This is a genomic window from Blautia sp. CGZ-1-C1 (assembly GCF_056504575.1).
Window position 1 is genome coordinate 1 of record NZ_JBWLUT010000044.1, and the last position, 21,043, is coordinate 21,043.

Annotated in this window: 17 protein-coding genes and 2 pseudogenes; 17 read left to right on the plus strand and 2 right to left on the minus strand. The window is 43.0% G+C overall.

The features are described from left to right. Positions 1-35 precede the first annotated feature (35 nt). The 13 genes and pseudogenes from AC058W_RS02595 (at position 36) to AC058W_RS02655 (ending at position 11,902) form a co-directional block, all read left to right on the plus strand. On the plus strand, positions 36-1,652 hold the full coding sequence (locus AC058W_RS02595) for a mannitol dehydrogenase family protein (protein ID WP_118247398.1): 1,617 nt from the start codon (positions 36-38) through the stop codon (positions 1,650-1,652). Positions 1,653-1,718: 66 nt separating this feature from the next. Continuing rightward, complete coding sequence (locus tag AC058W_RS02600) at positions 1,719-1,865, plus strand: GntT/GntP/DsdX family permease (protein ID WP_278277936.1); 147 nt, start codon at positions 1,719-1,721, stop codon at positions 1,863-1,865. Between the two features lie 84 nt (positions 1,866-1,949). Beyond that, positions 1,950-2,048: pseudogene (locus tag AC058W_RS02605) on the plus strand (VOC family protein); the annotation flags it as partial. 458 nt (positions 2,049-2,506) lie between these two features. Next, positions 2,507-3,361 (plus strand): class II fructose-bisphosphate aldolase, encoded by an 855-nt coding sequence (locus tag AC058W_RS02610; protein WP_118136786.1) that lies wholly within the window; start codon positions 2,507-2,509, stop codon positions 3,359-3,361. A 1-nt stretch (position 3,362) separates the two neighbouring features. Next, positions 3,363-3,725, plus strand: coding sequence for a LacI family DNA-binding transcriptional regulator (locus AC058W_RS02615; protein ID WP_479389671.1), 363 nt, complete (start codon positions 3,363-3,365; stop codon positions 3,723-3,725). After that, the gene (locus tag AC058W_RS02620) at positions 3,685-4,377 is read left to right on the plus strand and encodes a substrate-binding domain-containing protein (RefSeq protein WP_479389672.1); all 693 of its coding nucleotides are present in this window, start codon (positions 3,685-3,687) and stop codon (positions 4,375-4,377) included. Before AC058W_RS02615 ends, AC058W_RS02620 begins: the two co-directional genes overlap by 41 nt. A gap of 26 nt (positions 4,378-4,403) precedes the next feature. Beyond that, complete coding sequence (gene xylB, locus AC058W_RS02625; RefSeq protein WP_118247405.1) at positions 4,404-5,915, plus strand: xylulokinase; 1,512 nt, start codon at positions 4,404-4,406, stop codon at positions 5,913-5,915. A gap of 31 nt (positions 5,916-5,946) precedes the next feature. After that, positions 5,947-6,993: pseudogene (locus AC058W_RS02630) on the plus strand (galactitol-1-phosphate 5-dehydrogenase); the annotation flags it as partial. Beyond that, positions 6,979-7,989 carry an aldo/keto reductase gene (locus AC058W_RS02635; protein ID WP_178761915.1) on the plus strand — a complete coding sequence of 337 codons (1,011 nt, stop codon included), beginning with the start codon at positions 6,979-6,981 and terminating at the stop codon, positions 7,987-7,989. The pseudogene AC058W_RS02630 and the gene AC058W_RS02635, both read left to right, overlap by 15 nt. A gap of 117 nt (positions 7,990-8,106) precedes the next feature. Continuing rightward, positions 8,107-8,496, plus strand: coding sequence for a hypothetical protein (locus tag AC058W_RS02640; protein ID WP_118136780.1), 390 nt, complete (start codon positions 8,107-8,109; stop codon positions 8,494-8,496). Positions 8,497-8,659: 163 nt separating this feature from the next. After that, the gene (gene bilS, locus AC058W_RS02645; protein ID WP_479389673.1) at positions 8,660-9,118 is read left to right on the plus strand and encodes a flavodoxin family protein BilS; all 459 of its coding nucleotides are present in this window, start codon (positions 8,660-8,662) and stop codon (positions 9,116-9,118) included. 24 nt (positions 9,119-9,142) lie between these two features. Next, positions 9,143-10,738, plus strand: coding sequence for a cardiolipin synthase (gene cls, locus AC058W_RS02650; protein WP_479389674.1), 1,596 nt, complete (start codon positions 9,143-9,145; stop codon positions 10,736-10,738). Between the two features lie 75 nt (positions 10,739-10,813). Next, positions 10,814-11,902, plus strand: coding sequence for a class II aldolase/adducin family protein (locus AC058W_RS02655; protein ID WP_479389675.1), 1,089 nt, complete (start codon positions 10,814-10,816; stop codon positions 11,900-11,902). A gap of 89 nt (positions 11,903-11,991) precedes the next feature. Here the strand turns inward: AC058W_RS02655 and adhE are convergent, their stop codons facing one another. Next, positions 11,992-14,649, minus strand: a complete 2,658-nt coding sequence (gene adhE / locus AC058W_RS02660; protein WP_117674236.1) for a bifunctional acetaldehyde-CoA/alcohol dehydrogenase — start codon at positions 14,647-14,649, stop codon at positions 11,992-11,994. A gap of 661 nt (positions 14,650-15,310) precedes the next feature. After that, on the minus strand, positions 15,311-17,143 hold the full coding sequence (typA, locus tag AC058W_RS02665; protein WP_118411067.1) for a translational GTPase TypA: 1,833 nt from the start codon (positions 17,141-17,143) through the stop codon (positions 15,311-15,313). Between the two features lie 455 nt (positions 17,144-17,598). Between typA and AC058W_RS02670 the strand changes: the two genes are divergently transcribed. From AC058W_RS02670 to dapB, 4 genes are all read left to right on the plus strand, one after another. Next, the gene (locus tag AC058W_RS02670; protein WP_117674238.1) at positions 17,599-18,225 is read left to right on the plus strand and encodes a single-stranded DNA-binding protein; all 627 of its coding nucleotides are present in this window, start codon (positions 17,599-17,601) and stop codon (positions 18,223-18,225) included. A gap of 298 nt (positions 18,226-18,523) precedes the next feature. Further along, positions 18,524-19,015, plus strand: coding sequence for a cob(I)yrinic acid a,c-diamide adenosyltransferase (locus AC058W_RS02675; RefSeq protein WP_117674239.1), 492 nt, complete (start codon positions 18,524-18,526; stop codon positions 19,013-19,015). Positions 19,016-19,071: 56 nt separating this feature from the next. After that, positions 19,072-19,965, plus strand: a complete 894-nt coding sequence (dapA, locus tag AC058W_RS02680; protein WP_118609960.1) for a 4-hydroxy-tetrahydrodipicolinate synthase — start codon at positions 19,072-19,074, stop codon at positions 19,963-19,965. 18 nt (positions 19,966-19,983) lie between these two features. Then, positions 19,984-20,745, plus strand: coding sequence for a 4-hydroxy-tetrahydrodipicolinate reductase (gene dapB, locus AC058W_RS02685; RefSeq protein WP_117845062.1), 762 nt, complete (start codon positions 19,984-19,986; stop codon positions 20,743-20,745). Positions 20,746-21,043: the final 298 nt, after the last annotated feature.

The window sequence follows — 21,043 nt, forward strand, 5'->3', positions numbered from 1 at the left end:
TAAGTATCGAATAAGACGAACAAGGAGTATATAACATGAAATTATCAATCAATGGAATCAAGGAACAGGAAGCATGGAAAAAGGCAGGGATCGCTCTTCCGGGTTATGATGTAGAGGCTGCCTCTGAGAAAGCAAAGGAGAATCCGGTATGGGTTCATTTTGGTATCGGAAATATTTTCCGCGTATTTATCGGTGGAATTGCAGATGGTCTTCTGGAAGAGGGAGTTCTGGATCGTGGGATTACCTGTGTGGAAACCTTTGATTATGATGTAGCAGACAAGATTTATGATCCATATGACAATCTGGGATTAAGCGTGATCCTGCATGGGGATGGAACCCGTGAGTATAAAGTAGTCGGAGCTTTTGCAGAAGCAGTGAAGGCACAGTCTTCTAATGCAGCACAGTGGAAACGCCTGAAAGAAATCTTCACAAGCAAATCCCTGCAGATGGTTTCCTTTACGATCACAGAGAAAGGCTATGCATTACAGAAAGCTGACGGAACATGGTTCCCGTTTGTAGAAGCAGATATCAAGAATGGTCCGGATAAAGCGGCTGGTGCCATGGCAGTTCTGGTTGCAATGCTTTATGAAAGATATAAAGCCGGTGAATATCCCATCGCACTGGTTTCCATGGATAACTGCTCACAGAACGGTGCAAAGCTTCGCGAGTCAGTATTGACAATGACAGAAGAGTGGAAGAAAGCCGGATTTGTTGATGAGGGATTTGTAAACTATGTAAGCGATGAAAAAGTTGTTGCTTTTCCATGGACAATGATTGATAAGATCACACCTCGTCCAAGCGAGCAGATCGCAGCAGATCTTGAAAAGCTGGGTGTTGAGAACATGCAGCCGGTGATCACAGGTAAGAAGACATACATTGCACCATTTGTCAATGCTGAGAAACCGCAGTATCTGGTAATAGAGGACAGCTTCCCTAACGGACGTCCGGCTCTGGAAAAAGGTTTTGGCGTATATATGGCAGACAGAAATACAGTTAACCTTTCTGAACGTATGAAAGTAACAGTATGTCTGAATCCGGTTCATTCTGCTACAGGTCCGCTGGGAGTAGTTCTTGGATATGATCTGTTTGCGCATATGCTTAATACAAATGAAGATATGATGAAAATGGCACGTATGATTGCTTATGATGAAGGTCTTCCGGTAGTTGCTGACCCTGGAATCCTTTCTCCCCAGGCATTTGTTGATGAGCTTTTTAACGATCGTTTTCCAAATGAATATCTGGGAGACACAAACCTTCGTCTGGCAGTAGATGTATCTCAGATGGTTGGTATCCGTTTCGGCGAAACAATCAAAGCATATGTACAGAAATTCGGAGATGCTTCCAGACTGACAGCTATTCCTCTGGGAATTGCAGGATGGCTCAGATATATGCTTGGTGTAGATGATGAAGGAAATAAATTTGAACTTGCACCGGACCCAATGAATGAGGAACTGCAGGAACAGTTTAAGGATATTGTAGTAGGCAAACCTGAAACATTCAAAGATCAGTTAAAACCAATTCTTTCCAATGAGCGTCTGTTCTTCACTGACCTTTACAAAGATGGTGTAGGAGAGAAGGTTGAGGATATGTTCCGTGAGATGATCGCAGGACCTGGGGCTGTAAGAGCAACAATACATAAATATGTCGGATGATTTTCATCAGATGAATATTATAACGGACTATCAGGAGGAAAATGAAAGTGATAGATTCTGCTTGCTATTACAGGCGGAGGAATTATCCGTTGGGTATTGCAGGACTGCGGTATGGGTGATATAATCGGACAGGCACTTGAGAAGAGAGGTCTTCTTCTGGTGCTGGTAGTCTTTCTGATCACAGCATTGGTACGTGCATCTGTGCAATTGTGATCAGCCTGTTTTGCGTAAGGAGGATAAGAAATGGATTTTAAAGAACAGCTGAATGGAATTCAGCATATTGGAATTCCAACTAATGATATTGTTCATGTTCTTCCCTTCTGGGAAAACGGGGTAAAGTTCTTTACAATTGAGGGACCGAATAAAGAGAAGGTTGAGTTCGGCCAGTATTTATAAAGTCAGGCGGTTAAATTCAGCGAGAAAAAGCATCTGTTAAAGCAGGTGCTTTTTGTTTTCAATATTTTATTGAGAAAAGCCTGAGAAAAGTTTAAAATTCTGTCGTTGTGCAACGCATCAGTTATATAGCAATCCTCTTAAATTCATTATTTGTTACTGTTCACACGCTACTATTCCGCGAGGTGTTTTGGCATGAATATGCCAAAATCCCGAGATATACGGCGCGGATTTATGCGATTAGCATAAATCCTGTGCATCGCGAAGCGTGTTACTGAGAACGGAGTGAACAGTAACCATTATTTACGAGGATTGCTATAGATAACGAATCATACTTGACAGAAGTTTAAGTAAGAGATATAATCGACTAAAACAGAAACGTTTCGGTTTCGAGAGCGTTTCCTGCACTGTAGTAATCAGAACAAAAAATATACATCATTAATTATGAGGAGGAAATCGTTATGCCACTTGTAACATCAAAAGAAATGCTGACAAAGGCTCAGAAAGGCGGTTATGCAGTAGGTGCATTTAATGCGGAGAATATGGAGATGGTGAAAGCGATCATCCAGGCTGCGGAGGAACTGAAAGCGCCGGTTATGATCCAGACAACACCATCTACAGTGAAATATGGAACAGTAGAAACTTATGCAGCGATCGTTGCAGCAGAGGCTGAGAAAGCATCTGTTCCGGTATGTATGCATCTGGATCACGGCAGTAGCTTTGAACTTGCTATGCAGGCAATGCATGCAGGTTATACTTCTGTTATGATCGATGGCTCCAAGCTGGATTTTGAGGCTAATATTGCAGAGACAAAACGTGTGGCAGATGTTGCAAAAGCACTGGATATTCCATGCGAAGCTGAGCTTGGCAAGGTTGGTGGCAAAGAGGATGATCTGGAGGCTGAGGCAGACACAAATACAGATCCTCAGGAGGCAAAGGAGTTCGTTGAACGTACAGGAGTTACTTCCCTTGCTGTTGCCATCGGAACTGCACATGGCTTCTATGTAGGAACTCCCGTTCTTGATAAGGAACGTCTCAGTGAGATCCGCCAGGTTGTAGATATTCCGCTTGTACTTCACGGTGCATCTGGTTTAAGTGATGAGGATGTCAGGGACTGTGTAAAACGTGGTATCTGTAAAGTGAATTTTGCTACAGAGCTTCGTGCAGCATATTCCAAGGCAGTCAAAGAGCTTCTTGCAGAAAAACCAGACACCATTGATCCGAAAGCATATGGAAAAACTGCTATCGCAGCAGTGAAGGAACTGGTAATGGCAAGAATGAAAGTCTGCGGATGTGACGGCAAGGCAGAGAAATAAAATGGCGGCAACAATGAAAGATATAGCCAGACTGACAGGACTTGGACTGGCTACAATCTCTTCCTATTTTAATGGGGGAAACGTCAGGGAAAAAAACAGAGTAAAAATTGAAAAGGCTATTGAGGAACTTCATTATGAGGTCAATGAAGTTGCCAGAGGGCTTAAGACAAATGCGACAAAGACCATAGGCGTTGTAATCCCGGAGCTGAATAATATATTCTGTGCCGAGATTATAACAGGGATGGAAGATATTCTCAGAAGTCACGGTTATGCAACCATCGTCTGTGATTGTCGTACAGATAAGAAGCTGGGAGCAGGAGGCAGTGGAGTTCCTGATCCGCCGCAGGGTGGATGGAATCATTAATATGCCGGTGGATGAAACAGGGGCACATCTGAAGAGATTCCAGAAAACAGGAAAGCCGATCGTGCTGATAGACCGTAAGATTCAGGGAATTCCCTGTGACAGTGTTCTGGTGGATAACAAAAAAGCGGCAGAGGATGCGATGCAGCTTTTTATAGAAAAAGGGCATAGAAAAATTGGAATTATAGGTGGCCCTGAGGGGATTTTTACAGCAGAGGAACGTTTGGAAGGATATTATACAGCTCTTAAAAAAGCTGGAATTTCCATAAAAAATTCCCTGGTATATCGTGGTGACTATACGATCCAGGGAGGTGTCAGAGGCCTGGAACAGCTTGTCCGGGAGAATCCGGATATGACAGCGGTTTTTGTGACCAACTATGAAATGACAATGGGTGCAATGATCGGAGTCAATGAACTGGGAATACAGATTCCGGAGCAGCTTTCTATGATAGGGTTTGATAATCTTCAGTTTGCAAGGGCGTGCCGTCCCAAGCTGACGATCGTATCACAGCCCACCGACAGGATTGCCAAAGAGATTGCAAGGATTATTCTGGAGCATCTTGAAAAGAAAGAAGAAAGATCTGAGGAACCTTTTATGGAGAAACTTCAGACAGAGATTATGGAAGGAAAATCTGTAAGTATTCTGAACAGATAAAATAGAATCATGGGAGCAGCAAAATGATGAAATCATATTTATTGGGGATTGATATCGGAACAAGTGCCTGCAAGGTTGCGGTATTTGACAGGAATGGAAAAGTTCTTGCAGCAGCCAGTGGTGATTATCCGGTATATTATCCACATGAGGGATGGGCAGAGCAGAACCCTGAGGAATGGTGGGATGCAGTCTGCCGGGCAACAAAGGAAACCATACAGAAGGCAGATATCACTGCAGATGAGATTGCAGGAATCGGGATCGATGGTCAGAGCTGGTCTGCAATCCCAATTGACAGAGAGGGAAACGTGCTGGCCAATACACCAATCTGGATGGATACGAGAGCACAGTCTATTTGTGACAGACTGAATCAGGAGATTGGACAGGAGGAGATTTTTGAGGTGGCGGGAAATTCTCTTCAGCCTTCTTATTCTACTGCAAAGATCCTCTGGTATAAAGAAAATCTTCCGGAGGTATACGCAAAAATCTACAAAATCCTTCAGTCCAACAGCTACATTGCATTTAAACTGACAGGTGCGGTTACCCAGGATGTGTCACAGGGATATGGATTGCATTGTTTCAATATGAAGAAGGGATGCTGGGATGAAAAAATGTGTGAACGTCTTGGAATCCCCATGGAATTTCTTCCGGAAATCTGTGATTGTGACCATGTGGTTGGAACAGTTACCGGGAAGGCAGCTGCAGAGTGTGGACTTGTAGAAGGAATTCCCGTAGTTGCCGGTGGACTTGATGCGGCTTGCGGAACTCTTGGTGCAGGTGTGATCCATTCCGGTGAAACACAGGAACAGGGTGGACAGGCCGGAGGAATGAGTATTTGTACAGAGGAATATAAGGCTGATCCGAGGCTGATCCTGAGCTATCATGTTGTCCCGGGCAAATGGCTTCTTCAGGGAGGAACCACCGGAGGCGGCGGTGTAATGCGCTGGTTTGAACGTGAATTTGCAGATTATGAACGGATGATGAAAGAACAGACAGGTGTCTCATCTCTGAATCAGCTCAATAAGATTGCAGAAAAAGTTGGGCCAGGCTGCGATGGAATGGTATTTCTTCCATATATGTCCGGGGAGCGTTCTCCTATCTGGAATCCATATGCAAAGGGTGTTTTCTATGGACTGGATTTTGCAAAAACAAAAGGACATATGGTCCGTGCCTGTATGGAAGGGGTGGCGCTTTCCCTGCGGCACAATCTTGAAGTGGCCAGGGAAGCAGGGGCAGAGGCAGATGTATTGAGAGCTATGGGAGGTTCTGCCAATTCCCTGCTCTGGACACAGATCAAATCCGATATTACAGGAAAACCGATCATAGTACCGGCATCTGATACGGCAACCACCCTTGGTGCGGCACTTCTGGCAGGGGTGGGAGTAGGTTTTTACAAAGATTATGAGGAAGCAGTTTCACTTACGGTCAAAGAGACCCGCCGCCATGAACCGGATCCGAAGAACAAAGCAGTTTATGACAAAACTTTTGAGACTTATATGGAACTTTATAAGTCTCTGGCACACATAATGACTGCAAAATAAAAAGCAGAATTCATGAAAGGAGAAATATATTATGAAAGCAGCAGTGGTAGTTGCAAATGAAGATGTACAGTATCAGGAAATCGAAGAACCTAAGGTGACCAAAGGAACTGTTAAGATACGTGTCAGATATTCTGGTATCTGTGGCTCAGACATTCCGCGTGTCCTGAATCATGGGGTCCATTTTTATCCAATCGTACTTGGACATGAGTTTTCCGGAGATGTAGTGGAAGTGGGGGAAGGTGTGACTAAGGTAAAAGTGGGAGACCGTGTTTCCGGTGCACCGCTTCTTCCATGTATGAAATGTGATGACTGTCAGCAGGGAAATTTCTCTCTCTGTAAGCACTACAGCTTCATAGGCTCCAGACAGCAGGGAAGTAACGCAGACTATGTGGTTGTTCCGGAGCAGAACGCTGTTCCTTTTGAAAGCAGTGTTCCATATGAGCAGGGAGCTATGTTTGAGCCTGCAACTGTTGCAATCCACGGTGTATTCCAGAATGATTACCACGGTGGCGAGTATGTCGCAATTCTTGGCGGTGGTACAGTTGGAATGTTTACCATGCAGTGGACCAAGATCTTTGGTTCCAAGAAAGTGGTAGTTTTTGATATTAGTGAGGAACGCCTTGAGCTGGCGAAACGCCTTGGTGCAGATGAAGTCATCAATACCAGAGACGAAGGATATATGGAAAAGGCTATGGCGATCACAGGCGGTAAGGGTTATGGTTTTGTCTTTGAGACCGCAGGACAGGTTCCAACCATGCATATGGCATTTGAGCTGGCTGCAAACAAAGCACATGTCTGCTTTATCGGAACCCCTCATGAGAATCTGACATTTACACCGGCACAGTGGGAAAATATGAATCGTAAAGAATTTAAACTGACCGGTTCCTGGATGTCTTACAGCGCACCTTATCCGGGACGCGAATGGGATCTGACTGCACATTATTTTGCAACAGGTCAGCTGAAATTTGATCCTGGATTTATCTACAAAAAAATTCCAATGAGTCAGGCACAGGAAGCATTCCAGTTATTTAAAACACCTGGACTTGTAAAAGGAAAAATTCTTTTGTCAAATGAGGAAGAGGTTGTTGATCCGAAAGTTGTGCCAAAGGTAACGCTTCCGTCAGGAGAAAAAGTACCTTGTATGGGTATGGGAACCTTTGGTTCTGACCGTGTAAGTGCAGAAGAAGTATCTGAGGCTGTGGCGGGTGCGATCCGCAGCGGATATCGTATGTTTGACTGTGCAGCATGCTATGGAAATGAGCATCAGATTGGTGAAGTTTTCAAGGCAGCTTTTGATGAAGGGGTAGTAGAAAGAAAAGATCTTTTCATTATGACAAAGGTATGGAATGACATGCATAGAAAGGTAGAAGAAGCCTGCACCAGAAGCATTCAGGATCTTCAGTGTGACTATGTGGATCTGTATTTTATCCACTGGCCATTCCCGAACTACCATGCACCATTCTGTGATGTAGATTCCAGAAATCCGGAATCCAGACCTTTCAGTGTGGAGGAATTTATGGATACCTATCGTCAGTGTGAGAAACTGGTAGAAAAAGGTAAGATCCGCTATATCGGTATTTCCAATATGACTATTCCGAAACTGGAAGCAGTTCTTCCGTTAATGAAGATCAAACCGGCGGCATGTGAACTGGAGCTGCATCCATGTTTCCAGCAGCAGGAACAGTATGATTATCTGATTGCTCATAACATCCAGCCGGTAGGATATATGCCCCTTGGTTCTCCAAGAAGACCGGAAAGAGATATCTGCCCGGAGGATGTGGCTGATATGCAGACCCCAGAAATGCAGGAGATTGCCAAAGCGCATGGAGTACATCCGGCATTGATTGCCCTGAAATGGGCCCATCAGAGAGGGGAAATCTCCATTCCATTTTCTGTACATAACTATGTAAGTAACCTGAAATGTGTAACAGAAGATCCCCTGACTGATGAAGAAATGGCCAAGATCGCTACCCTGGAAAAAGGAAACCGACTTGTCAAAGGTCAGGTGTTCCTGTGGGAAGGCGCAAAGGACTGGCATGACCTGTGGGATGAAGATGGGGTTATTGTAAAATAAAGCGAGAAAAAGCATCTGTTAAAGCAGGTGCTTTTTGTTTTCAATATTTTATTGAGAAAAGCCTGAGAAAAGTTTAAAATAGGAGATAATAAAAAATAAACGAAAGGAGTTTTTATCATGAATAAACGAACAGAGAGAATGAGCCGGAGTGCAGCTGAGAGAATTAACCGCAAAGATACAATGATCAGACAGAATAATGCAGAACTTGAGGAGCTGAGGAGTCAGTATGAGAATCTGGATATCTGTGAGGAGGATAAGCAGGTGATTGATGATTATATTGCCTGCAAAGATGCCAGAGCTGACAGGATGGCAGAGAAGCTCTATGAAAAGGGAAGAAAAGATGTAAAGAGATGTATCCGTATTCGAAAACTGATCCGCAGATGCATAATTCTGTCTGCCATTGTTACAGTGGTACTGGTCCAGTATAATAAGAATGAGAAGCTGAGAGAAAGTATGGAAGAGCTGCTGAAAATGTTCCGGGATGGAGTGTCTGGTGAAGAGTTATAACTGATATAAATAACGTAGATAAAAATGTACTCTCGGAATCTTTTTACAGAAGCAAACACAAGGAAGACTCTGAGAGTGCATAAAATAAAAAAGGAGCAGGACAGCATGGGAGAACAAAGATATTCAATTTTATACAGTAGTAAAACAGGGAACACAAAGAAGCTTGCAGAGAAGATCAGGGAAGGTACTGCCTGAGGAAAACTGCGATTATTTTGGGACAGAAGGAGCGAAGGCTCTCACATCCGACATATTATACATTGGATTTTGGACAGACATAGGGAATGCAGATCCTGCAACACTTGAACTGTTAAAGAGTCTGAAAAACAAGAAAATCTTTCTGTTTGGAACAGCAGGCTTCGGAGGCAGTGAAGCCTATTTTCAGCAGGTTCTCGGGAAAGTTAAGGAATCTGTGGATGAGAGTAATACAGTGATGGGAGAATTTATGTGTCAGGGGAAAATGCCCCAGTCAGTCAGGGACAGATACGTAATGATGAAGGAGAAGCCGAATCATGCACCGAACCTGGATGAACTGATCGAGAATTTTGACAGGGCTTTGTCCCACCCCGACAATGAGGATCTGGACAGGCTTGGCAGAATAATCAGGAAAGATTTTTCTAAATAATTGGCAGAGGGGGAGAGAAAGAACATGAAACAGGATACTCTGGAAGGCAGGGCGAAAACGAAAAATGGTGTAAAACGATTATGTTTTTCCGCGGTATGTATTTTGTTGGAAGCAGCTTTTATCATTGTTATGATTACAAAGCTGAATCAATATGCGGAGATTATCAATCTGATGACAAGGCTTCTTGCAGGTGTACTGGTTCTTAAGTTGTATGCGTCAGACCAGACTTCATCTATGAAGATGCCATGGGTTATTTTGATCCTTGTATTCCCTATTATGGGAGTGGGATTATATTTACTGATCGGTCTTAACGGCGGTACCCTCAAAATGAGAGAGCGCTATGCCCAGATTGACAGGGAACTTCTGCCGTTGCTTCCCAATGACAGTGAGTGCAGGGAAACGCTTGGCAGAAAGATTCCGAAGGCAGGCAATATCGCTGATTATATACAGAGAAATGCCTCCTATCCGGTTTATCAGAATACGGACGTTATTTATTATGATGAGGCAGTTAAAGGACTGGAGGCTCAGCTGGAAGATCTGGCAAAGGCAGAGAAATTTATTTTTATGGAATACCATGCCATCGAGGATGCACAGGCCTGGCATAAAATCCAGAGTGTTCTGGAGGACCGCGTAAAGGCGGGAGTGGATGTCAGGGTATTTTATGATGATATGGGTTCCATTGGATTTATCAACACAGATTTTATCAAGAAGATGGAAAAGGTTGGAATCCACTGCAGAGTATTCAACCCCTTTACTCCGGGTCTGAATGTGTTTCTGAATAACAGGGATCACCGCAAGATTACAGTGATTGATGGAAAAGTAGGATTTACCGGAGGGTACAACCTTGCTAATGAGTATTTTAATTTCACACATCCTTATGGACAGTGGAAGGATACAGGCATCCGTCTGGAAGGCGAGGCTGTCCGTTCTTTGACAGTGACATTCCTGGAGATGTGGAATGCTGTCAGCGACAAAGATAAAAATGACAGTGATTTTAACAAATTTCTGCTCAGTACAGATTATCAGGCAAAGCAGACGGGCTTTATCCAGCCCTATGCAGACAGCCCTATGGATAATGAGCAGGTAGGCGAAGAAGTGTATATCAGTATGGCGAACAAAGCGGAAAAATACTGCTGGTTTATGACTCCATATCTGATCATCACAGATGAAATGACACATGCCCTGTGCCTGGCTGCTAAGCGAGGGGTAGATGTGAGGATCATTACACCTGGTATTCCGGATAAAAAAATGATCTATAATATTACCCGTTCCTTCTACCATGGACTGGTGAAACATGGGGTGCGTATCTACGAGTGGACGCCTGGCTTCTGTCATGCAAAGATGAGTGTGGCAGATGACTGTATGGCAACCTGCGGAACCATAAACCTGGATTACAGAAGTCTGTATCATCATTTTGAGAATGGATGCTTTATGGCGGACTGTCAGGCAGTTCTGGATATCCGAAATGATCTTGCAGCAACAATGGATGAATGCCGTGAAGTGACAGAACAGTACAGTACCGGACGAAGTGCATATCTGCGACTGGGACAGCTGTTTATGAGATTATTTTGCGGGATTATTATAACGTTACTGTTTACTCCGTTCACAGCAACATTATAACACTTGGAAAAAAGTAGGATATCGTGTACAATAGGAAAGAGCAAAACTATTATAAATATGGGAGGAATTTTAATTATGGATCTTTCAACCTTAGTAAAAATGTCAAATACTTATGGAAGCAACCCTGCTTATGTTCTTGCAGGCGGTGGTAATACTTCAGTAAAAGACGACACCACACTGTATGTAAAAGGCTCTGGTACACAGCTTGCTACAATCAAGGCAGAGGAATTTGTGGAAATGAGCAGAGCACGTTTGAATGAAATCATGAAAACAGATTATCCTGAAGATGATGTCAAACGTGAATCACTGTATCTTGCAGATGTTATGGCAGCAGTAACAGATGCTGATAAAACCAAACGTCCAAGTGTGGAAGCGCTGCTTCATAATTTATTTGCCTATACTTATGTACTGCATGTTCATCCTACACTTGTCAATGGACTGACCTGCGGAAAAGGGGCAAAGGAACTCAGCGAAGAGCTTCTTGGAAAAGATGTACTCTGGATCGATATCTGCAAACCAGGTTATACACTTGCGCGTATCTGTTATGAGAAAATGAATGCTTATAAAGAAGAATCCGGAAAAGATGTTCAGGTTCTTCTGCTCCAGAATCACGGAATTTTCGTTGCAGCAAATACTGTAGAGGAAATTGGAGTGTTATTTGACGATGTGATCAGTAAATTAGAGAAACAGGTAAATAGAACTGCTGATGTCAGTGATGCTGTTACACCTGAAAAAGAGCAGGCAGCAGAGAGGCTTTCCCGGTTACTGGGACATGCGGTAGAAGTTGTACCTGTAGCGGAAGCTGATAACTTTGTAAAAGATAAAGCAGCGGCTGCACCCCTTCTGAAACCGTTTACACCGGATCACATTGTATACTGCGGACCATATCCGTTATTTGTAGAAAATATTGATCAGGCAAAAGCAGCGCTGGATGAATTTATGGCAGAGAATGACAAAGAGCCAAGACTGATCCTGGTACAGGGAGTCGGTGCCTTTATTATGGAAGATGATAAGGGAAAAGCTGCAAAAGCACAGCTTCTTGTAAAAGATGCGATCAAGCTTGCAGTATATTCAGAAAGCTTTGGCGGACCGCTTCACATGACAGATGATATTACATACTTTATCACACATTGGGAAGCAGAAGCATCCCGCAGTAAGAAATAATATAATAAGGGGCTGTCTTTTTTTGACAGCCCCATTTTGTTGATTTAAACACTATATTTTTAAAGGAAAAGGTTTATTTTCAGCAAATTTTATTTTGCTTCTTTTTTCTCTTTGGCTTTCCCGGATTCAGGAATATTTCCCTCACCATAGTAAGCTTTCAGATAGATTTCTTTCAGCTCAGACATTAATGGATATCTCGGGTTGGCACCGGTACACTGGTCGTTGAATGCCTGTTCGGTCATTTCGTCCAGAGTTTCAAGGAAGTACTTCTCGTCTACGCCGTATTCTTTGATCGTATGTTTGATCTCAATAGTATCCATCAGTTCCTGCAGTTTCTGGAGAAGTTTCTCAAATACTTCGCTGTCGTTCTTGCCTGTCAGACCTACAGAACGGCCAATCTCAGCGTAACGTGCAAGTGTGTGCGGATACTGATACTGTGGGAAAGTACCCATTTTAGCCGGAACTTCGGCTGCATTATAGCGCAGAACATGAAGCAGAACCAGAGCATTTGCGATACCATGTGGAATGTGATGGAAAGCTCCCAGCTTATGAGCAAGAGAGTGGTTTACGCCAAGGAAAGCATTTGCGAAAGCCATACCAGCCATGCAGGAAGCATTTGCCATATGCTGTCTTGCTTCTACATCAGAACCATCTTTGTATGCACGTGGCAGATAGTTAAATACCAGTTTAATCGCATTTAATGCAAGACCATCTGTATAATCAGACGCCATCATGGAAGCATAGGCTTCAAGTGCATGAGTCATAACGTCGATACCGGAAGCACAGGTCAGTCCCTTAGGTGCGCTCATCATATTATCTGTATCAACAATAGCCATATCAGGCATTAATTCATAATCTGCCAGAGGCCATTTGATACCTGTAGTCTTATCAGTAATGATAGCAAACGGTGTTACCTCGGAACCTGTACCGGAAGATGTCGGAACAGCTATAAAGTAAGCTTTCTTACCCATATGCGGGAATGTGAAGATTCTCTTACGGATATCCATAAAGTCCATAGCCATATCATCAAAGTTGGCGTCCGGATTTTCATAGAGAACCCACATGATCTTGCCGGCATCCATTGCGGAACCACCGCCCATTGCGATAATGCAGTCAGGCTCGAACATTCTCATTGCTGCAGCACCGGCTCTTGCAGAAGCGAGAGATGGATCTGGTTCTACATCATAGAAGCAGGTATGTACGATTCCCATCTGATCTAATTTATCTTCGATTTTCTTAGTATATCCATTCTTATAAAGGAAAGAGTCTGTTACGATAAAGCAGCGTTTCTTGTGCATAACAGTGCCAAGCTCATCCAGAGCAACCGGCAGGCAGCCTTTTTTGAAATAAACTTTTTCCGGTGTTCTAATCCAGAGCATATTTTCTCTCCTTTCAGCAACGGTCTTGATGTTGATAAGATGTTTCACACCTACGTTCTCAGATACGGAGTTGCCACCCCAGGAACCGCAGCCCAGAGTCAGGGACGGAACAAGTTTGAAGTTGTAAAGGTCGCCGATGCCGCCCTGAGAAGATGGAGTATTGATGAGGATACGGCAGGTCTTCATGGCTGCTGCATGTTTTTCCATCTTTTCCTTCTCTCTTGTGTCAATGTAGAGAGCGGAGGTATGTCCATAACCGCCGTCAGCTACAAGCTGTTCAGCTTTGGCAATCGCTTCGTCAAAGGTTTTGGCCTTGTACATGGCAAGTACAGGTGAAAGCTTCTCATGTGCGAATTCTTCGCTGATGTCTACAGATTCAACTTCACCGATCAGGATTTTTGTCTCAGGAGGAACTGCAACACCGGCCATCTCAGCGATAGTGGCAGCTTTCTGACCTACGATCTTTGCATTCAATGCGCCATTGATAAGGATAGTTTTTCTTACTTTCTCTAATTCATCCGGTTTCAGGAAGTAACATCCTCTGTAAAGGAATTCTTCTTTTACTTTCTTATAAATGCTTTCAAGAACAGTTACAGACTGTTCAGAAGCACAGATCATACCATTGTCAAATGTTTTGGAATGGATGATGGAGTTAACTGCCAGACGGATATCTGCACTGTCATCGATGATAACAGGAGTATTTCCGGGACCTACACCTAAAGCAGGTTTTCCGGAAGAATAGGCAGCTTTAACCATTCCGGGACCACCTGTAGCAAGGATGATGTCTGCTTCGCGCATAACCTGATTTGTCAGATCAAGACTTGGAACATCGATCCATCCGATGATTCCCTCCGGTGCACCGGCTTCTACAGCTGCTTCCAGAACAACCTTTGCTGCATCAATGGTACATTTCTTTGCGCGGGGATGCGGACTGATGATGATTGCATTACGTGTTTTCAGCGCGATCAGAGTTTTGAAGATTGCAGTAGATGTCGGGTTAGTTGTAGGAATAACTGCAGCGATCAGACCGATCGGTTCAGCTATTTTCTTAATACCGTAAGCAGTGTCTTCTTCAATCACACCGCAGGTTCTGGTATTCTTATATGCGTTGTATACATACTCGGCTGCGTAATGGTTCTTGATAACCTTATCTTCTACAATACCCATTCCTGTTTCTTCAACAGCATCTTTAGCAAGCGGGATACGTGCTTTGTCAGCAGCAGTAGCGGCAGCTTTAAAAATCTTATCTACCTGCTCCTGGGTAAATGCTGCGAAAATCTTCTGTGCCTCTTTCATGGCTGCAATCTTTGCGGTAAGGGCTTCAGGGGTGTCGATGATGGTTGGGATAGTGTTCTCTTTTTTTGCCATATGGGAATCCTCCTGTTTGTGTTTTCGTTAAAAGTATTTACCGTGACCTGTTATGGTTTTATTATACAAATAAACTGATTATTCGGTCAACAGTAATATTAATATAAGCGTAGCGAAATATTATGGTGAAAATTGTGAATAATCACGTAAATAATGTGAATAAAATATCAATTGTCAGAATATATAAGAAAAATTTAACAATATATTTTCTGTTGGCAACTGAGAGAAAGTTAAAAAAATAACGTTAATAAATTAACAACCTCGATGATGCTATTATATGACTTTGTTAATCATTTGTCAATCACAAAACATACAAAAAGTTAACGAATACTAACTCAAAATTTCGTGAAAATATAACAATATAATTTGTAGAAGGATTTATGTTTTTAACCGAATCAAGTAAGCCCCCTGCGGAGGTTGCGAAGAGCAATAAGCAGTGGTTGGGGACTTACTTGTATCAGGAGGGGTACAAGCCCCTCCTGATAAACTGCGAAGCAGTTATTCGGTTATGAGCAAGTAGCGAAAGCGGATTGCGAATATCCGATTGACTATGTTTGCAGGAGATTAAGAGTTACTGTGAACGGAGTGAACAGTAATGATTAAGAAAAACTAAGCCCCGCAAAATCTGCGGGGCTTAGTTTTTCTTAAGTTTCTATTTGTTTCAGGCTTTTCTGAAAGCTGCTCTCTTACGTTCTCTGGAATCCAGAAGTCTCTTACGGATACGGAGAGATACCGGTGTAACCTCCAGCAGTTCATCCTGATCGATAAAGTCGATCGCCTGTTCCAGACTCAGAACTCTGGGCGGAGTTAATTTCAGCGCATCATCAGCAGAAGAAGAACGTGTATTAGTCAGATGTTTAGTCTTGCATACATTCAACTCAATATCCTCAGCCTTACCATTCTGACCGATAACCATACCACTGTAAACCTTAGCACCAGGTCCGATAAACAGAGTACCACGCTCCTGAGCTGCGAACAGGCCATAAGTAACAGCCTCACCAGCCTCAAATGCGATCAGAGATCCCTGTTTTCTGTACTGGAAATCTCCCTTATAAGGTGCATAGCCGTCAAACATAGTATTAATGATACCAGTACCCTTTGTGGAAGTAAGGAACTCACCACGGAATCCGATCAGTCCACGGGAAGGGATGTGGAATTCCAGACGTACAGTGCCGTCGCTGGCAGTACTCATACCCTGCAGTTCACCTTTACGTTCGCTCAGCTTCTGGATTACAGTACCGGAAAATTCTTCTGGAACATCTACATAAGCAATTTCCATAGGCTCAAGCTTCTTGCCACGTTCGTCTGTTTTATACAGAACTTCCGGTTTACTTACTGCGAATTCATAACCTTCACGTCTCATGTTTTCAATCAGGACAGACAGATGAAGTTCTCCACGTCCGGAAACTTTAAAGGCTTCTGTTGTTTCAGTGTCTTCTACACGAAGGCTGACATCTGTGTTGAGCTCACGGTAGAGACGGTCACGCAGATGACGGGAGGTAATGTATTTACCTTCCTGACCGGCCAGCGGACTGTCATTTACGATGAAGTTCATGGCAATAGTAGGCTCGGAAATCTTCTGGAAAGGAATAGCTTCCGGATTATCCCCTGCGCAGAGAGTATCACCGATATGGATATCTGCGATACCGGAAATAGCAACGATAGCACCGATAGTGGCCTCTTTTACTTCAACTTTGTTCAGACCGTCAAACTCGTAGAGCTTGCTGATCTTAACTTTCTTACGTTTGTCCAGATCATGATGGTTTAACAGAGTCAGTTCCTGGTTAACAGCGATTGTACCGTTTTCAACTTTACCAACACCGATACGTCCAACGTATTCGTTGTAATCAATCGTGCTGATCAGAACCTGAGTATCTGCCTCCGGATCTCCTTCCGGAGCCGGGATATATTTCAGGATTGCTTCAAATAACGGAGCCATATCCTTAGGCGTGTCGTTTAAGTCGATCACAGCATGTCCTGCTTTGGCAGAAGCATACAGGAACGGACAGTCAAGCTGTTCATCAGAAGCACCAAGATCCATAAGAAGTTCCAGAACCTCATCTACAACTTCATCCGGACGGGCTTCCGGACGGTCGATCTTGTTGATACATACGATTACATGAAGGTCAAGTTCCAGTGCTTTCTTAAGAACGAATTTTGTCTGAGGCATAGCACCTTCGAAAGCATCAACGAGAAGAATAACACCGTCTACCATCTTAAGTACACGTTCTACCTCGCCGCCGAAATCAGCATGTCCTGGTGTGTCAATGATGTTGATTTTTGTATTTTTGTAATGAACAGCTGTGTTCTTGGATAAAATAGTGATACCACGTTCACGCTCGATATCATTGGAGTCCATGACACGTTCCTGAACTTCCTGATTCTCACGGAATACACCGCTCTGTTTCAGAAGCTGGTCAACCAGAGTAGTTTTACCATGGTCAACGTGTGCGATAATGGCTACGTTACGGACATCTTCACGTTTTGTTCTCATAAAATGATTTCCTTTCCTATTTGAATATGAATTAAATTAATGATTTATTCGGTTACTGTTCACACGCTACTATTCCGCGAGGTGTTTTGGCATGAATATGCCAAAATCCCGAGACATACGGCGCGGATTTATGCGATTAGCATAAATCCTGTGCATCGCGAAGCGTGTTACTGAGAACGGAGTGAACAGTAACTTTATTCTTCCTATTATATATGTGTTTTTTCTTTAATAAGTTACCCGAAGTTTCAGTTTACCACATTTTCGCCAGATTACAAGGTGTTGAAATAAATTTTTTTATTTTTATAAATTCCGGTTCTAAATCTGAAAGCCTGTACATAACTATATAAAGAACAATACAAGGTACACTAGAGCATCGGGAAATGTTTACTGTCTATTGCGTATCAGTAACAAAAAAATTTCACCGGGAGTGCTCTACGAGGAAGGAGAACCACATTATGGCAGATAAAATTATTGAAAACAATCAGGTATCTATGATGGGAAAAATTGCAGCAGGATTTACGTTCAGTCATCAGGTCTTCGGGGAAGGCTTCTATATGACAGAACTGCTGGTTAAGAGACTAAGTGATTCGGAAGACAGAATTCCGGTTATGGTTTCTGAACGTCTGGTGGACGTAACACAGGACTACATAGGAGAATATGTAGAGATTCATGGACAGTTCCGCTCTTATAACCGGCACGAAGAAAAACATAACCGACTGGTGCTTTCTGTGTTTACCAGAGAACTGAAATTTGTGGAAGAAGAGGATGACACGGTTCCTGTAAACCAGATTTTTCTGGATGGATTTATCTGTAAACCGCCGGTATACAGAAAGACTCCGCTTGGAAGAGAAATCGCAGATGTACTTCTGGCAGTAAACCGTCCTTATGGAAAATCAGACTACATACCATGTATCTGCTGGGGAAGAAATGCCCGCTATGCATCAGCCTTTGAAGTAGGTGGCCATGTCCTGATCTGGGGCCGCATTCAGAGCAGGGAATATATGAAGCGGATCGGGGAGAATGAAACAGAGAAGAGAGTTGCGTATGAAGTTTCTGTAAGTAAGCTGGAATATATGGAGTAGGCCTTTTACACGTTATTAAGAAGTTATGGCTCACAAGCTATTATTCTGCAAAGCGTGTTACTGGGCACGGAGTGGACAGTAACGTGAAAAGGAATGTCCGCATTAATTACTTGCAATTCTTCATAAACTGCGGTAATATAAGCGTATTCAGATAAAAACAGGTTACAGTGTAACCATGTTTATTTATGTCTATAATGACACAAAAAAGAAAGATAACTGTTCTGTATCTTTGCGGATAGCAGATAGCCGAATAGTTAATAAGCTACAATTTCAATAACGATAAGAGGAATTGTTTGTTATGGAAAAAGAATTTACAGAGGTTTACTGTGGCGGAGGAAAGGGAAAGACAACTCTGGCCATTGGTCAGTGTCTGAGAGCTTCTGCCCAGGGTAAAAGCGTCATTATTATTCAGTTTCTGAAGGGAAGAGAGCGCAGAGAACTGGACTTTCTGGAAGAACTGGATAATCTGGATATCAAGATATTCCGTTTCGAAAAGCATGATGAGTGTTATGAGGAATTGAATGAGGAGGAGAAAGCAGAAGAGAAGACAAATATTCTTAATGCTTTAAACTTTGCACGAAAAGTTATTGCAACTCAGGAGTGTGATTTCCTGCTTCTGGATGAGATTCTAGGACTTCTTGATTATGGAATCACCACCGAAGAGGCAATCGGTGATATTCTCAAGATGAAAGATGAGAGTATGCATATCCTGATTACTGGACGGACGTTACCGGATAGCCTGCGTAAATATGCAGACAGCATAACTACACTGACAACAGAAATCTGTTAGGCTGTCTGGAATGACAGTCTGTATAGAATCTACAGAAGAATAAAGGAGGAGAGCAAATGGCAATTTTTAAAGGTGCAGGTGTTGCGATCGTAACCCCTATGTATGAGGATGGTAAGGTCAACTATGATAAACTGGAGGAACTCCTGGAGTATCAGATCGCAAACAGTACGGATGCGATCATCATTTGCGGAACAACAGGAGAATCATCTACAATGACACACGGAGAGCATCTTAAGACAATTAAGTTCGCAATCGACAAAGTAAATAAACGTGTCCCGGTTATCGCAGGTACAGGTTCCAACTGTACAGATACCGCGATCATGATGTCAAAAGAAGCTGCTTCTTACGGTGCAGATGCACTTCTGGTAGTAACTCCTTATTATAACAAAGCAACTCAGAAAGGTCTGATCGCTCATTATACAGCAATCGCAGAGGCGGTTCCGGAAACTCCTATCATTATGTATAATGTTCCAAGCCGTACAGGATGTAATATCCAGCCTGCAACAGCAGTAGCACTGGCTAAGAATGTTAAGAATATCGTTGGTATTAAGGCAGCAAGCGGAGATCTTTCCCAGATCGCAACTATGATGGCTATGGCAGACGGATGCATTGAACTGTATTCCGGAAATGATGACCAGGTACTTCCGATTCTTTCACTAGGCGGACTTGGTGTAATTTCCGTACTTTCCAATGTTGCTCCTAAGGAAACACATGATATGGTCATGAAATTCTTCGAGGGAGATACAAAGGGTGCAGCAGAGATTCAGTTAAAAGCAATTCCGTTAATTCACGCACTGTTCAGTGAAGTAAACCCAATTCCGGTTAAAACAGCTCTGAACCTGATGGGACGTGAAGCAGGACCTCTTCGTATGCCATTATCCGAGATGGAAGAAGCAAACAAAGAGAAACTTGCTACAGAACTGAAGAACTTTGGAATCAAACTTGCGTAAATTTGAAAGGAAATACAAATGGTAAAGATTATTATGCATGGCTGCAACGGTCATATGGGTCAGGTAATCTCAGGGCTTGTTGAGAAAGATCCGGATGCCGAGATCGTAGCAGGTATCGACGTAGCAGATCAGGGAAAGAACAGCTACCCTGTATATACAAATATGGAAGAATGTCAGGTAGAGGCAGATGCCCTGATTGATTTTTCTTCTGCAAAAGCAACAGATGCGCTTCTTGCTTACTGTGAGAAACGTCACCTTCCGGTTGTATTATGTACAACAGGTTTAAGTGAAGAACAGCTTGCAAAGGTTGAAGAGACTGCCAGGAATGTCGCAGTTCTGAAATCTGCAAATATGTCTCTCGGAATCAATACTCTGATGAAACTGCTTCAGGACGCTGCAAAGGTTCTGGCAACAGCAGGATTTGATATCGAGGTTGTTGAGAAACATCATCGTCTGAAACTGGATGCTCCGAGTGGAACAGCACTTGCACTGGCAGACAGCATCAATGAGGCTATGGATAACCAGTATCATTATACTTATGACCGCAGTCAGAGACGCCAGATGCGCGACGACAAGGAAATTGGTATCTCAGCAGTTCGTGGCGGAACAATCGTCGGAGAACACGAAGTAATCTTCGCAGGTCCGGACGAAGTGATCGAATTTAAGCATACGGCATATTCTAAAGCTGTATTTGGAAAAGGTGCGATTGAAGCTGCCAAATTCCTTGCAGGAAAACCGGCAGGAAAATATGATATGAGCGATGTTATCAGCGCGAAATAATGATAAGAGCATAAAATAATAAAAAAGGAAGTGCATCCGGTACAAAACACGGGCACTTCCTTTTTTGCTGAAATCAAGTAAGCTTTCTGTTTCAATTGTGAATATCTGCCTGGCTTAATGATAATATGCATAAGTTAAAAGTCTCTGTGAATCCTGCCAGCGTTCTAAACATCGGTTTTTTGATTGCATACTGGGCAATTTTGGCCAGGTCAGAGGCTGTTGTGTAATGATTATAACCGGCATCAAGACCATTTGGAGTAGCAAAGTGAGTGCTTGTTTAAGTTCTTTAGACAAAGAA